This is a genomic window from Streptomyces sp. H39-C1 (assembly GCF_027158125.1).
Classification (GTDB): Bacteria; Actinomycetota; Actinomycetes; order Streptomycetales; family Streptomycetaceae; genus Actinacidiphila; species Actinacidiphila fildesensis.
On record NZ_JAPVLS010000012.1, the window covers coordinates 79583 to 93134 of the forward strand.

A 13552-nucleotide genomic window follows, 5' to 3' on the forward strand; every position below is an offset into this window, starting at 1 on the left:
CTGAACAATGACGGAATGGAGACACGGCGGCTGGAACTGTTGGCGGAACTGTCCCGGCTGGGGTCGATGCGGGCCGTCGCCGACGTTCTCGGCACCACGACCTCGACGGTGTCGCAACAGATCGCAGCCCTGTCCCGGGAGACGGGCACCGTGCTGGTGGAGCCCGACGGGCGCAGGGTGCGGCTGACGCCGGCAGGGCGCCGGCTGGCCGAACACGCGGTGACCATCCTCGCCGCGGTCGAAGCGGCGCGGCTCGACCTGGGCCCGGAAGCGGAACCCAACGGCACGATAAGGATCGCGGGATTCGCCACCGCCATCCGCAGCTTCCTGCTGCCGGTCATCACCGATCTCGCGGCGAGCCATCCACGGGTGCACATCCTGATCCGGGAGCACGAGCCCGCCGAGGCTCTCGCGCTGCTGACCGGCGACCAGACGGACCTGGCGCTGACCTACGACTACAACCTCGCTCCCGCGACCGTCGACCCGTCATTGAGGGCGACACCGCTGTGGACGGCGACATGGGGTCTCGGCGTTCCCGCACTCGCCACCGCCTCGACCGCCCCCACCGGAACGGCCCAGGAGGTGTTCGCCGGGTTCCGCGACCACGACTGGATCGTCAACTCCCGCAACACCGCGGACGAGCACGTCATTCGCACGCTCGCGTCCATGGCCGGCTTCAGCCCCCGGATCACCCACCAGGCCGACAGTCTCGACCTCGTGCAGGACATGATCGCCGCGGGCCTGGGCGTGGGCCTGCTGCCCATCGGCCATGCCACCTACCCCGCCATCCGGATCCTGCCCCTCACCTCCCCCAGCGTCGAGTTGCACTCCTACGCCGTCGCCCGGCAGGGCCGGCTCAACTGGCCGCCGCTGGCCCTGGTCACCGGCCTCCTCACCGACCGCGCCGGGCGCATGACCCCGGGCCACGACGGTCTCGACGCACCGGGTCCGTGACCGGCCTCCGGGGGGCGTCGGCGCCACCACCCCGGACGATCACAGCAGGGTGAGTCATGCCGAACCAACGGGGCTCCGCGGCACCGGTGCGTAACCTTGCGCCATGCCTGTCATGCAACTCCTCGACCTCGGACATGCCCCGGCGCTGCTGGAATTCGAGCAGAAGAACCGGACCTATTTCGCCGCGTCGATTCCCGACCGCGGCGACGACTTCTTCGCCCACTTCGATGCCCGGCTCGATGAGCTGCTGACCGACCAGGCCGCAGGGCTGCTCTACTTTCACGTGCTGGTCGCCGACAACGGCGCGGTGCTGGGCCGGGTCAACCTGGTTGATGTGGAATGGGGTTCGGCGGAACTCGGGTACCGGATCGCCGAGGAGGCCGCCGGGCGCGGGCTGGCCACCGCCGCTGTTCACCAGATCTGCGAACTGGCTGCCACGGAGTACGGCCTGACCACGCTGAGGGCCAGGACCACACTCGACAATGCCGGCTCCCGGGCAGTGCTGGCGCGAACGGGGTTCACGCCCATCGGCGACATCCAGCTGAGCGGTCGCCCGGGCCTCCGTTTCGTACGGGACCTGCCGGCAGCCCGGCAGAGCGACGACTCACCCGCCTCACCCTGAGGCGACCCTTGGGTCATGACGTGCTCAGAGGCGGGCGTGGGCGGTGATGTCCGCGCTGAACTCCTCGGTCATCGCGGGGGTGACGGTCGGCCGGCACTGGGCGATCGCCGCCAGGTAGTCACCGGTACTCGCCCCCGGCGGGCTCTGCATGCCCGCCCCGCCGCCGATCGACTCCAGATCCCGTTCGAAGGACGCCTGGGCGGCGGTGCGCGCCGCGTGCTCGATGTCCGCCGGGGTGAACAGCTCGCTGGCCACCACCAGAGCCGGCACCTCCACGTCGGGGCGGCCGCCGGTGTACCGGGACCAGATCGCCGAGCGGGCGGCCGCGTCCGGGGTACCGATTGGGATCAGGTAGTCGAAGCGGCCAGGACGCAGGAACGCCGGATCCAGGGAGCGGATGGAGTTCGTCGCGCACACCAGCAGCCGCTCGTCGCCCTCCCGGAATCCCGGGATGAGCTTGAGGAGTTCATTGGTCACCCCGTGCATACCGCCCGGCTGCACCGGCTCGGTGCGGACCGGGGCGACCTCCTCGACCTCGTCGATGAAGACCAGCACCCGCTCCAGCTCCGCGATCCGGGCGAAGGCGCTGCGGAGGGCGGCGGCGAGGTTGCCCTCGTCCGCCAGCCGGGAGGGCAGCAGCTCGACGAACGGCCAGCCGAGTTTGGACGCGATGCCCCGTGCGAACGTCGTCTTGCCGGTGCCGGGCGGGCCGAACAGGGCGATGGCACGCGGCGGCCGGACCCCGTGCCGGGCCGCCCGCTCGGGCTCCGCCAGCGGCAGCACGACCCGCCGCTCGATCAGGTCCTTCTCCGCTTCCATCCCGGCCACCTTGCCCCACAGGTCACCCGGCAGGAACCGGCCGCCGAGGTCCTCCAACAGGCTCGCCGCGGGGCCGTGCGACGGTTCGACCTTCTCGAAGTAGGCCACCGCGGGCTGCCGGGTGTAGCCGGCGTTCAGGAGGCCCTCGCCGAGCAGGTCCTCCTCGGGCAGCACATAGGCGATCCGGCCCACCCGCGCCGCGACGAGCCGCCGCTCCAACTCCACCAGCAGGGCACTGGCCAGTCCTCGCCCGCGCCAGACCGAGGAGATCGCGATACGCATCACCCAGGCCCGCTCACCGGCCACGCACGCCAGCGCCGCGCCGATCGGGACGCCCTGGTGAACGGCGACCACCGCGGGCTGCCGGGACGTCAGCGCGCCGATGCACTCGGCGAGGGAGAAGACCGACTCCTGCCCGAGCTCGGCCGTGGTGTCGATCAGGTGGACCACTGCCGCGAGATCGCTCTCGCGGTAATCGTGGATGAGCCAGTTCACCGGTACCGCCCCTCGTCCGTGCCGTTTCGGTGAGGCTAGGGGCGGGGCCGGGGCGGGGCCCGCTCCACCGTGAACAATCCGGCCGGCCGAACGCTACGTTCCGTCCGTAGGACGCGGACCCCGCGGCCCCTATGCGCCGGACCTACGCGATCGGGGCGGTCGGGGCGGTCGGGGAACCCGTATCGCCCGGGAGGACGTCGAGCGCGCGCCGCCGGCGGCCGATGGCGTCGGGGTCCCAGCCGGGGCGGGGTACGGAGGCCAGCAGCAGGCGGGTGTAGGGGTGCCGTGGCGCGGTGAGAAGATCGGCGACCGGTTGGTGTTCCATGGTCCTCCCCCGGTACATCACCAGCGCCTCGTCGCAGACGTAGCGCACCACCGCCAGGTCGTGGCTGACGAAGACCAGGCCGATGCCGGTGTCGCGGCGGATGTCCGACAGCAGGTTGAGCACCTGGGCCTGCACCGAGACGTCGAGTGCCGACACCGCTTCGTCGAGAACCAGAACAGCCGGTTCGACTGCCAACGCACGGGCGATGGCGGCGCGTTGGCGCTGACCGCCCGACAGCTGACGGGGCAGCGCCGCCGACTCGCGGTCGCCGAGGCCGACCTGGGCCAGGAGCTCCCTGACCCGGCCGGCCCTCGCCGCGCGGTCACCGCAGCCGTGCAGCCGCAGCACCCCGTCGATGGTCGTCCCGATGCTGATCCGGCCGTCCAGCGGCAGGTAGGGGTCCTGGAAGACGATCTGCACGGCCTTCGCGCGGGCGAGCCGTGCCGCCCGTCCGCGCACCGTCGCGGCGATCGGGGCGCCCTGGACCAGGATCTGTCCATGGTCGGGGCGTTCGAGACCGACGAGCATCCGCGCCGTGGTCGTCTTGCCCGAGCCGGACTCGCCGACCAGGCCGAGGGCCCCGCCGGGATGCAGGGAGAACGACAGATCGTCGACGGCGACCACTTGGGTGCCGCCGGTGGAGTAGGCCTTGCGCAGACCGCTGACCTGGAGCAGCGGTCTTCCGGGCGATGCGGGGGCTGGGGTGGGCACAGGGGCGGGAGCGGGTGCGGTGTTCAACGGTCCTCCTCGCTGGGTGAGGCGCAGACGGCCGCCATCGCCGGCCGGCCATCGATCTCATCGGCCAGATGGCAGGCGACGAGCGCGGGGCCACGCTGCGCCGTGGACGCCGGGACCTGGACGGGGGCAGGCCGTGCCAGGTCGGGCGCCGTCCTGTCGCAGAGTCCCGGCCGGGCGTGCGGGCAGCGGGCGGCGAAGGAGCAGCCCGGTGCGGCTTCCAGCAGGCCCATGGGGACGCCGCGGATCGGCGTGAGTCGTCCGAGCGGTCCGTCCAGAGGCGGCGTCGAACCGAGCAGCCCGGCGGTATAGGGGTGCCGGGGCGCGGTGAGCAGTTCGGTCGCGGTCCCGGTCTCGACGATCCTCCCGGCGTACATCACGTAGATCCGGTCGCAGGTCGCTGCGGCGAGATCGATGTCGTGCGTGATCAGCAGCAGGCCGAGGCCACGCTCGCGTTGCAGTCGGCGGAGGATCGCCATGATCTCCGCCTGGGTGGTCACATCGAGCGCCGTGGTGGGCTCGTCGCACAGCAGCAGCCGCGGCTCCGCCGTGAGCGCCCCGGCGATCATGACGCGTTGCAGCATTCCGCCGGAGAGCTCGTGCGGGTACTGCCGCAGGTGCCGGACGGGGTCCGGCAGCCCGACTGCGGTCAGGAGTTCCAGCGCGCGGGCGCCCGCCCGTGCCCTGGACCAGCCGCCGGTCAGGCGCAGTGACTCGGTGAGGAAGTCCCCGACGCGTCGCACCGGGTTGATGCCCGCCCGGGGGTCCTGGAAGATCATGGACGCCTTGCCGGTGCGCACCTCGCGCAGGCATCCGGCGTCCGCTCCGACCAGATCGGCCCCGTCGACGCGGACGTGACCGCCGATCGCCGCCCCGGCCGGGAACAGGCCCAGCGCGGCACGGGCCGTGACCGACTTCCCCGAGCCGGACTCCCCGACCAGCGCGACGGCCTCGCCGGCGGCGACGGTCAGGCTGACGCCGTTCAGGATCGGACGGGCCATGCCCGGCAGCGCCACACTCAGGTCGTTGAATTCGAGCAGCGGCATCAGGACTCCCTCCCCGCGAGCCGGTCGCCGAGGTTCTCCCCGACGACGTTGAAGGCGACCACGACCAGGACGACCGCGACGGCCGGAACGATCGCGGACAGCGGTTGTCCCTGGAGGACGGCTGCCTGCCCCTGGTTGATCATCGAGCCCCAGTCGGGTGTCGGCGGCTGCACGCCCAGGCCCAGGAACGACAGGGCCGCGAGGTCGAGCAGGGCGTACCCGAAGTTCACCGTCGACTGGGCGAGCACGGTCGGGGTGATGTTGGGCAGCAGCCGGCGGAAGGCGATGAACACCGCCGAGTGGCCCTGCACCTGGTAGGCGGCGATGTACGGCCGGGTCTTCTCCTGCGCGGTCAGACCGCGCACCAGACGGGCCGTGTAGGGCATGTACGCGATGGCCATGGCGAGCACCGGTGCGGTCAGACCCTTGCCGAACAGGGCCACCGCGAGGATCGCCAGCAGCAGCGCGGGGAAGGCGAACAGGATGTCGAGCACCCGGCCGACCGCCGTGTCGACCCACCCGCCGCGCCACGCGGTGAACAGACCGACGGCGACCCCCAGAGTGGTGGAGAACAGCACCACGGCGAGCGGGCCGGCGAGGCTGGTGCGGGTGCCCTCGATCAGGGCCGAGAACGTGTCGTGCCCGCCCAGATCGGTGCCCAGCCAGTGGTCGGGGCCGGGCCCGGCGAAGCCGTTGCCCAGCTCGCCGAAGGTCGGGTCCTGCGGGGCGATCCAGGGCGCGAACAGAGCGATCAGGACGAAGAGGGCCAGAAGCAGCAGACAGCCACGCATCAGCCAGCCGCCACCGGCCCGCCGCAGCCACACCAGCGGGAGTCGCAGCCGGGACGGCGACGGAGCGGGTGGGTCGGCCCGGCGGTCGGCCATGGTGGAGGAAGGGGCATTCATCGTGCGCTCCCTGCTGCTGCCGCGACGCGCGGGTCGATCAGCGGATACACCAGGTCCACCAAGGTGTTGACGACGACGAACGCCGCGACCACCAGCAGCACGATCGCCTGGACCACCTGGAAGTCCATCTCGTTCACGGCCTGCACCAGCAGCGAACCCACCCCGGACATCCCGAACGCGGTCTCGACGATCGCGGTGCTCACCAGCATTCCCGAGAGCAGCAGCCCGGAGACAGTGACGATGGGCCCCAGCGCGTTGCGCAGCACATGGCGCCGCACCACGGACGACTTGGACATCCCCCGGCTGAGCGCGACCTCGACGTGTTCACGGCGCAGCTCGTCCAGCATCGCCGAGCGCGTCACCCGCGTCACGAGTGCCATGAACGTCACCGACAGGGCGATGGCGGGAAGCACCACATGGTGCATCCGGTCCAGCAGACCGGTGCCGTTCCCGATCGTCGGGAACCAGCCCAGGCGTACGCCGAGCACCGAGCGGAGCGTGATCGCCGCGACGAAGGACGGCACCGCCGCCCCCACGGTGACCATCAGCAGCACCGCCGTGTCGGTGCGCGTTCCGCGCCGCAGCGCCCCGACGATCCCGGCGCCGACCCCCACGACCGCGATCATCAGCGCCGCCGTGCCCACCAGGAGCATCGAAGCGGGCAGCCGGGACCACAGCACCTGGTCGACGCTCTGGTGGAACAGGTACGAGCGGCCGAGGTCCCCTTGCAGCACGCCCTGCAACCAGTGCCAGTACCGCTCGGGGAACGGGTCGTTGAACCCGTACTGCTCCCGTATCGCGGCGATCGCCTGTGGGCTCGGGCTGCGCCCGCGCACCAGGAAGCTGACCGGGTCGCCCGGTGCCAGGTACAGCGAGGAGAACACCACGAACGAGGTGACCAGCAGCGTCACCGCCATCGTGAGGAGCCTGCGCAGCGTCGACACCGCCAGGGCGCCGAACCTCCCGGCCCGCCGGGCACCGTCCACCGCGGTGGTCGCCAGGGCGGCTGTCATCCGCGGGCTCCGATCTCGGCGGCCCACGGGTAGTACAGGTAGGCGATGGACGGCTGGACCCCGGTGATCCGCTTGCCGAGGAAGACGCTCACCGGCTCGGTGTACAGCGGCAGCCAGGGCAGTTGCTCCATGGCCGTCTGCTGCGCCTTCCCGGTCGCGGCGGCCACCGCTGCCGGATCCTGGGCGACGGTTGCCTCGTCGATGGCCGCGTCGAACTGCGGGTTCGACCAGTTGCCGTAGTTGCTGAACGCGCCGGTCTGCAGCGAGCCGTACATGTCCAGCGGGTCGGTGATGGACGTGTACCAGAAGGTGAGGAACAGATCGATGCCCTTGCGGGCGGCCGCGTCGGTGAACAGCGCCGTGTACTTGTCGGCGGAGATGGTGTCGATCTGCGGGTTCAGCCCGATGGCCTTGGCCGCCTGCGCGACGGCCTGGGTGATGATGGTGGTCTGGGAGTCCAGCGGGCTGCTGGCGATCACGACCTTCTGCCCGGCGACTCCGGCCTGGGCGGCCAGCGCCTTGGCCTTCACCGGGTCGTAGGGATAGCTCGGCAGCGCCTTGAGCAGTCCCTTGACGGTGGAGTCGGGTGTACCGCTCCAGGTGTTCGAACTGACCAGTGAGTCCGCGACATCGGCGACCCCGCCCGCGCCCGCCTTGACGATGCCCTTGCGGTCGATGGCCATCAGCAGGGCCTGCCGTACCCGGGCGTCGCCCAGCGGTCCCTTGAGGTTGTTGACGATCTCGGAGGCGACCGTGGTGTTCCGGCCGAAGTACAGCGTGCCCGCCTGGCTCGCCTTCAACTGGGCGTAGGCGTGCGGCGGGACCATCCAGCCACCGTCGACCTCACCGGTCTGGAAGGCGTTGACGCGGGTCGTCGGGTCGGACAGGAAGACGAACTTGACCTCGCCGGCCTTGGGCTTGAGCTTGGCGTCCCAGTACCCGTCGAAGCGCTTGAGCACCAGCGACTGGCCCGAGGTCCAGGACCCGAACGAGAAGGGTCCGGTGCAGTTCACGCCCTTCGCCGGGTTGCCGTAGTCCTTGCCGTCCTTCTTGAGGGTGGCCGCGGACTCCACCGTGCCGGGACTCGCGGCAAGGTACTTGTTGAACGTCGAGTCCGGTGACTTGAGGCTGACGGTGACCTGCGACGGTCCGGTCCGGTCGATCGACTTCACATTGCGGAACGGGTAGGCCCAGTTGCTGGCCACCTCGGGATCCAGGTTGCGGCGCAGCGAGGCGACGACGTCGTCGGCACTGAGCGTCGTACCGTCGTGGAAGCGCACGCCGGAGCGGATCTGGTACACCCAGCTGGTCGGCGTGGGGTGGGTGTAGGAGGTCGCCAGGCCGGGTGAGGTCGTCAGGTCCGGGTTCCAGCGCAGCAGGCTCTCGCAGACGTTGGCGAGGATCTGGTTCGGCGGGTAGTCGAACGCGTAGGCGTAGTCGATCGAGGTCGGCTCGGCGAAGAGCGACCAGGTGAACGAGTTGACCGGGCCCGCGGCGGCCGGGGTCTTCGCCGTCAGCCGGTACGCGGCGTCGGCGGTCCCGGCCGGCGGGTGCGCCGTGCCGCTGCAGGCACTCAGGGTGGTGAGGGCGAGTGCGGCGGCCGCGGCGACAGCGGCGGTCAGGGTGCGGCGGACGGGTCGCCGGTCAGGTCGCAGGACAGTTCTCGGACAGACTGCTGGCATGGTGTTCCTCCGTGAGTGGTGCGCCTGAGGGTGCGCGTGGGAACAGCGGGAACGGCTTCGGCGTGCGGGCGGCACAGCTCAGTCGGTCGCGGCGAAGACGAGCCGCCCGTCGATGTAGGTCCGCAGCACCCGGGTCTCGGCGATCTCCAGGGCGGGCCGCTCGAAGGGGTCCCGGTCCAGCACCACGAGGTCGGCGTACTTGCCCACCTCGACCGTCCCGGTGACGTCGTCGAGGTGGTTCACCCACGCGCTGCCCGCGGTGTAGGCGGTCAGGGCCTGGGCGAGCGTCAGTGCCTGCTCCGGGTAGAACGGCTTGGCGGGCTCCTGCGCGGTCGAACTGTCGGGGCTGTGGACGTCTTCGGCGGTGTCTTGCGCCTGCGGAGCGTTGGGGGCTTCGGCGGGCACCGCCCGGTTGACCGCGACATGGATACCCCACATCGGGTTGGGGCTGCTCACCGACCAGTCGCTGCCGGCGACCAGCCGGGCGCCGGCCCGCAACAGGTCGCCGAACGGGTACTGCAGGGCGGCCCGCTCGGATCCGAGGAAGGGGATCGTCAGCTCGTCCATCTGCGGCTCGTGCGCCGCCCACAGTGCCTGGATGTTCGCGGCGGCCCCCAGCTCGGCGAAACGCCCCAGGTCATCGGGGTGGATCAGCTGCAGATGGGCCAGATGGTGGCGGTTGTCGTTGGTGCCGTTGGCCGCCTTGGCGCCGGCCAGCGCGTCGAGCGCCTCACGGACGGCCCGGTCCCCCAGCGCGTGGAAGTGGATCTGGAAGCCCGCTTCGTCGAGCACCCGCACGGCGTCGTCCAGCAGCTGAGGATCGACGAAACTGAGGCCGGAGTTGTCCGTGGCGCAGCCGCAGTGGTCGAGGTAGGGCTCCAGCAGGCCCGCGGTGAAGTTCTCCGCGATGCCGTCCTGCATGATCTTCACGGTGGTCGCGTTGAACCGCCCGACCTGGCCGGTTCGCCTGCGTTCCTCGAGCTCGGGAAGCTGCTCCAGCCCGCGCTCGCGGTCCCACCACAGGGCGCCGACCACCCTCGCCTGGAGCGACCCTTCGCTGGCCGCCCGCACATAGACGTCGAAATTGTCCGGGTTTCCGGGGAAGACGCCGATCATGGCGTCCTGCCAGGTGGTCACCCCGAGGGAGAACAGATACTCCTGCGCCACCAGCAGTCCGGCGAGCGCCTCGTCCGGTGTCGCGACGGGCAGGTGCGCGCCGACCAGGCCCACGGCACCCTCCTGAAGGGTGCCGGCCGGAGTGCCGTCCGGCTCCCGCTCGATCCGGCCGTCCACCGGGTCGGGGGTGTCACGGCCGACGCCGGCCAGCCGCAGTGCGAGCGAGTTGACCCAGGCGCCGTGGCCGTCCCGGTTGCTGAGCAGTACCGGCCGGTCGGGGACGATCGCGTCCAGCATCTCGCGGGTGGGAGTGCCGCCGGGGAAGACGTCCATGGACCAGCCACCGCCGGATATCCAGTCCGTGTCCGGGTTCGCCTTCGCGTACTCGGCGACCACCGCCAGATATCCCTCGACAGAACGCTCCTCGGACAGATCGCAGCGCAGCATCTGGACCCCGGCCACCGCCGGGTGCATGTGCGCGTCCTGGAAACCGGGGACGAGCAGGCCACCCGCGAGATCGACGACCTCGGTGTCCCCGTCGCCCAGGGCGCGGACCGACGTCTCGTCGGAGACCGCCAGGATCCGTCCGCCCCCGACCGCTACAGCGGCATCGATCGGCGCCGACGAGGTCCCGGTGAAGACCCGGCCCCCCACGAAGACGGTGTCGGCCCGCTGCCTGGTGTTCCCCATCGACGTACCCTCCGGCTCGGCGGGCCGGGCCCGCACTGCGTGTGTGTTGAGGAGGAGTGAACGGCAGCGCAACACTGTTGTCAACGGCGTTGCGCGCATTGGTGCGGGCGTCGTTAGACTGGCCGCACCATGCCGAACCCACACGCCGCCACCCCCGCCCGGACGAAGCGCGCCGGCGCGCAGTTGTCACCCGACGCGATCATCGAAGCGAGCCTGCGCATCGCGGCTCGCGGCAGCGCCGACGCCTTCACGGTCCGCCGCCTCGGCGAGGAGCTGAGCGCCGACCCGACCGCGATCTACCGACACTTCCGCGACAAGGACGAGTTGCTGCTGTCCGTCGCCGACCGGACGCTGGGAGAGGTGCTCGACGGCATCCCCGGCGGCCTCGACTGGAAGGGACGGCTGCGCGCCCTGGCCGCCGGCTCCCTGCGGGTCGCCCTCAAATACCCGGCGGTCGCGTCGGCCATGGCCAGCCGCACCACCCGGCGCACGAACGAGTTCCGCATCGTCGAACTCATCCTCGGAGCCGTCATGGAGGCCGGGCTCTCGGGCCAGGACGCGGCCGTGCACTACCGCATGGTCGGCGACTCCCTGCTGGCGCACGTCGGCCAGCGCGCCGCCTATCTGCTGTTCGACCCGGACGTACGGGCCGGTGACGAGTCCTCGTGGAACCGCGAGTACCGGCGGGTCGACGCCACCGCGTTCCCCAACATCACCCAACTCAGCTCCCAGCTGGCCGAAGTGACGGATGACCAGATCTTCGAAGCCAGGGTCGAGTCGCTGATCGCCGCGATCGAGCGGAAGGCCGAGGCCGTTCGCGGGGCATAACGCCACGCGGGTCCGCCCGGATCCCCACGGATGGCTGAGCGTTGGCATTGCCGCGTTGGCGCAATGCTGTTGGCAACACTGATGTGCCAGCGCTTCACTCCCCCTCGACTCGGATACCCGCGGCGGGCTCCACCCCGCCGCCCGAGCGTCGGCGCGGGCCTCGCCGGCCTCCGCTGTGCGCACCAGCTGTGGAACCGTGGCAAGCCGGTGGCCGCGACCGTGTACGAGGCGGACATTACCCACCTCGGCGGCCGCCGCTGGTCCCTGCGCGGCTTCTTCGACAACGGCCAGGTCAGCGAGCACGGCGGGGTCTTCATCAGCTCGACCGACACCGCGATCCTCAAGCTCGCCGCGACCCTGGGCCTCAAGCGCGAGTACGCGAACTGCGGCGCGCTGGACACCGGTGACTACGTCACCCGGATCAACAACAGCACCTACACCGGGGCCCAGCAGCAGAGCGACTGGGACGGCGACGTGTACAACGCCTTCAGCGCCTCGTACGCCGCGGCGGGAACCGCCCGCTAGCGCCTATCACTACTACAAGGTCGGCCAGTACACCTCGTTCGCCGGCTACGAGGGCGTCCAGGAGGGCCGGATCCACTTCGCCGGCGAGCACACCGACGTCGACAACTCCACCCTGAACGCCGCGGTGGCCTCCGGCGAACGTGCCGCGAGCGAGATCACGACGCAGATCTGAACCTGTGGAACTCCTGAGGTGACCGCGCCGCATCAGGGCCGGGCAGGATCGCCGCTTCCCGCGAAGCGGCGATCCTGCCGTTGCGCACCGGCGTCACCGGCTGGACTCGGCGTGGTTGCAGATCCGGTAGGCGTCCAGATGTTCGACCAGTTCCTGCGGGTGGGCCAGCGCCGGGAGGTGGCCGCCGTCCATCTCGTCCGGGGTGAAGCCCAGCCGTTCCTGGACGACGCGGCGCTGGAAGTCGGCCGGGAAGAACCGGTCCTGCCGGCAGAGCAGGAACTTGGTCGGCACCTGCGGCCAGGTCGAGAGCGGCCAGGGCTTGAGGAAGGGCGCCTCGGCCTGGTCGAGGACCGGCCGCACCATCAGAGCGGCGGCCACATCCTCGGGAACATCGTGCAGAAAAGTGATCCGCGGATCGAACTCGGCATCCGGGTCACGCCCCTCCCGCACATCCAGCTCCCGTCTGGCACCGGGCTGCCCGGTGTTGGCCCACCAGTCCCCCGGCGACTCCCCTGGCGCAGGAACCATGGCCGCCACCAGCACCATCAGCTCCACCGGAACCCGCGCACAGACCAGCGGGGCGGTGAACCCGCCCATCGACTGCGCCACCAGCACCAGGTCCTTACGGTCACCGATGGCTTCCAGCACCACCTCGGTGTACTCCGCCAGCCCGGCCGTCTCGTCCGCGCACGGCAGATCCGGCGTCACCACGTCGTGCCCCCGGGCCCGCAGAAGCGGCGCCACCCGGTGCCAGTACCAGGAGTCGGATCCCGCACCGGGAATCAGCACATAGGTCGCCATCGTCAGTCCTCACGCAGCCCGGCGACGCGCGTATCGAGCCGCCACAACGTTAGACGCTGCCACGGCCCGGAACTCATCGCACGCACTGCGATGCCGCGTCGCCGGACGCTTCACGCCGGATCCAGGCCCTCCGATTGACCCATCTTTCCTGCTCCGAAATGCACCCGGCACCAGGCCTATTGGTTGGCTAGAGTTATCTCATCAAGCAACGGAACAACCCCGCGGCAACCGCCCGGAGCAGGGAGTACCACCGTGAACGCCAACGCACTGACGCCGGTTCTGACGCGCGCCGCCACCGCTGAGACCACCAGTGACCCGAGCAGCGTCATGACCCTTCTCGCCGACTGCGGCACCGACGGCAGCTCGCTGACGAGTTACCGCTCGCAGTTCACGGAGGGGGCGGTGGGTGCTCCGGCCCATTTTCACACGCGGGCCTCGGAGCTCTTCTTCGTCATCGGCGGTTCCCTGCAGGTGCTCGTCGATGACGAGGTGAAGATACTGAACGAGGGCGACCTTCTGCTCGTGCCGCCGCACACCCCGCACGCCTTCGCGGCGGCCCCCGGCGCCGAGGCCGACGTGCTGTTCGTGTTCACCCCCGGCATGCCGCGCTTCGACTACCTGCGGCTGCTCGGCCGGGTGATGCGCGGTGAGGCGAGCCCGCAGGAGATCAAGGACTCCTCCGAGCAGTACGACAACCACTACGTCGACAGCCCGGTGTGGCGCGCCGCTCTCGACGCGGCGAAGTAGTCCGAAGGGTTGAGCGCAGGGTTGGTGAGAGCCCTGCGCGCCATCGGAAAATGGGCCAGCGATGTCTGCCGCGCCTC

Annotated in this window: 13 protein-coding genes and 1 pseudogene; 6 read left to right on the top strand and 8 right to left on the bottom strand. The window is 70.7% G+C overall.

Features of this window, described 5'->3' with window-relative positions:
• The first annotated feature begins 15 nt into the window (after window positions 1-15).
• Both O3W51_RS10770 and O3W51_RS10775 read left to right on the top strand, forming a co-directional pair.
• A complete protein-coding gene (locus O3W51_RS10770) occupies window positions 16-954 on the top strand; it encodes a LysR family transcriptional regulator (protein WP_164294106.1) in 939 nt (312 codons plus the stop codon).
• A gap of 103 nt (window positions 955-1057) precedes the next feature.
• On the top strand, window positions 1058-1576 hold the full coding sequence (locus O3W51_RS10775; protein WP_269285381.1) for a GNAT family N-acetyltransferase: 519 nt from the start codon (window positions 1058-1060) through the stop codon (window positions 1574-1576).
• Between the two features lie 24 nt (window positions 1577-1600).
• Here the strand turns inward: O3W51_RS10775 and O3W51_RS10780 are convergent, their stop codons facing one another.
• The 7 genes from O3W51_RS10780 to O3W51_RS10810 all read right to left on the bottom strand — a co-directional run bounded on the left by O3W51_RS10780 (window position 1601) and on the right by O3W51_RS10810 (window position 10402).
• The gene (locus O3W51_RS10780; protein ID WP_138355369.1) at window positions 1601-2890 is read right to left on the bottom strand and encodes an ATP-binding protein; all 1290 of its coding nucleotides are present in this window, start codon (window positions 2888-2890) and stop codon (window positions 1601-1603) included.
• A gap of 142 nt (window positions 2891-3032) precedes the next feature.
• Window positions 3033-3953 (bottom strand): ATP-binding cassette domain-containing protein, encoded by a 921-nt coding sequence (locus O3W51_RS10785; protein WP_269285384.1) that lies wholly within the window; start codon window positions 3951-3953, stop codon window positions 3033-3035.
• Window positions 3950-4996 (bottom strand): ABC transporter ATP-binding protein, encoded by a 1047-nt coding sequence (locus O3W51_RS10790; protein WP_269285386.1) that lies wholly within the window; start codon window positions 4994-4996, stop codon window positions 3950-3952. Before O3W51_RS10790 ends, O3W51_RS10785 begins: the two co-directional genes overlap by 4 nt.
• Window positions 4996-5901 carry an ABC transporter permease gene (locus tag O3W51_RS10795; protein ID WP_232485969.1) on the bottom strand — a complete coding sequence of 302 codons (906 nt, stop codon included), beginning with the start codon at window positions 5899-5901 and terminating at the stop codon, window positions 4996-4998. Before O3W51_RS10795 ends, O3W51_RS10790 begins: the two co-directional genes overlap by 1 nt.
• A complete protein-coding gene (locus O3W51_RS10800) occupies window positions 5898-6914 on the bottom strand; it encodes an ABC transporter permease (RefSeq protein WP_269285388.1) in 1017 nt (338 codons plus the stop codon). Before O3W51_RS10800 ends, O3W51_RS10795 begins: the two co-directional genes overlap by 4 nt.
• The gene (locus O3W51_RS10805; protein WP_198358905.1) at window positions 6911-8596 is read right to left on the bottom strand and encodes an ABC transporter substrate-binding protein; all 1686 of its coding nucleotides are present in this window, start codon (window positions 8594-8596) and stop codon (window positions 6911-6913) included. The genes O3W51_RS10800 and O3W51_RS10805 overlap by 4 nt, the downstream gene beginning before the upstream one ends.
• Before the next feature lie 78 nt (window positions 8597-8674).
• Window positions 8675-10402 (bottom strand): amidohydrolase, encoded by a 1728-nt coding sequence (locus O3W51_RS10810; RefSeq protein ID WP_138355365.1) that lies wholly within the window; start codon window positions 10400-10402, stop codon window positions 8675-8677.
• A 129-nt stretch (window positions 10403-10531) separates the two neighbouring features.
• Between O3W51_RS10810 and O3W51_RS10815 the strand changes: the two genes are divergently transcribed.
• The 3 genes and pseudogenes from O3W51_RS10815 to O3W51_RS48770 all read left to right on the top strand — a co-directional run bounded on the left by O3W51_RS10815 (window position 10532) and on the right by O3W51_RS48770 (window position 11927).
• On the top strand, window positions 10532-11230 hold the full coding sequence (locus tag O3W51_RS10815; RefSeq protein WP_138355364.1) for a TetR/AcrR family transcriptional regulator: 699 nt from the start codon (window positions 10532-10534) through the stop codon (window positions 11228-11230).
• 81 nt (window positions 11231-11311) lie between these two features.
• Window positions 11312-11635 (top strand): annotated as a pseudogene (locus O3W51_RS10820) (FAD-dependent oxidoreductase); the annotation flags it as partial.
• On the top strand, window positions 11634-11927 hold the full coding sequence (locus O3W51_RS48770) for an FAD-dependent oxidoreductase (protein ID WP_368860189.1): 294 nt from the start codon (window positions 11634-11636) through the stop codon (window positions 11925-11927). The pseudogene O3W51_RS10820 and the gene O3W51_RS48770, both read left to right, overlap by 2 nt.
• 93 nt (window positions 11928-12020) lie before the next feature.
• On the opposite strand, the gene O3W51_RS10825 is transcribed toward O3W51_RS48770, so the two are convergent.
• Window positions 12021-12728 (bottom strand): alpha/beta hydrolase, encoded by a 708-nt coding sequence (locus tag O3W51_RS10825; protein ID WP_269285391.1) that lies wholly within the window; start codon window positions 12726-12728, stop codon window positions 12021-12023.
• A 252-nt stretch (window positions 12729-12980) separates the two neighbouring features.
• On the opposite strand from O3W51_RS10825, the gene O3W51_RS10830 reads away from it, so the two are divergent.
• Window positions 12981-13475 carry a cupin domain-containing protein gene (locus O3W51_RS10830; RefSeq protein WP_138355363.1) on the top strand — a complete coding sequence of 165 codons (495 nt, stop codon included), beginning with the start codon at window positions 12981-12983 and terminating at the stop codon, window positions 13473-13475.
• Window positions 13476-13552 lie beyond the last annotated feature (77 nt).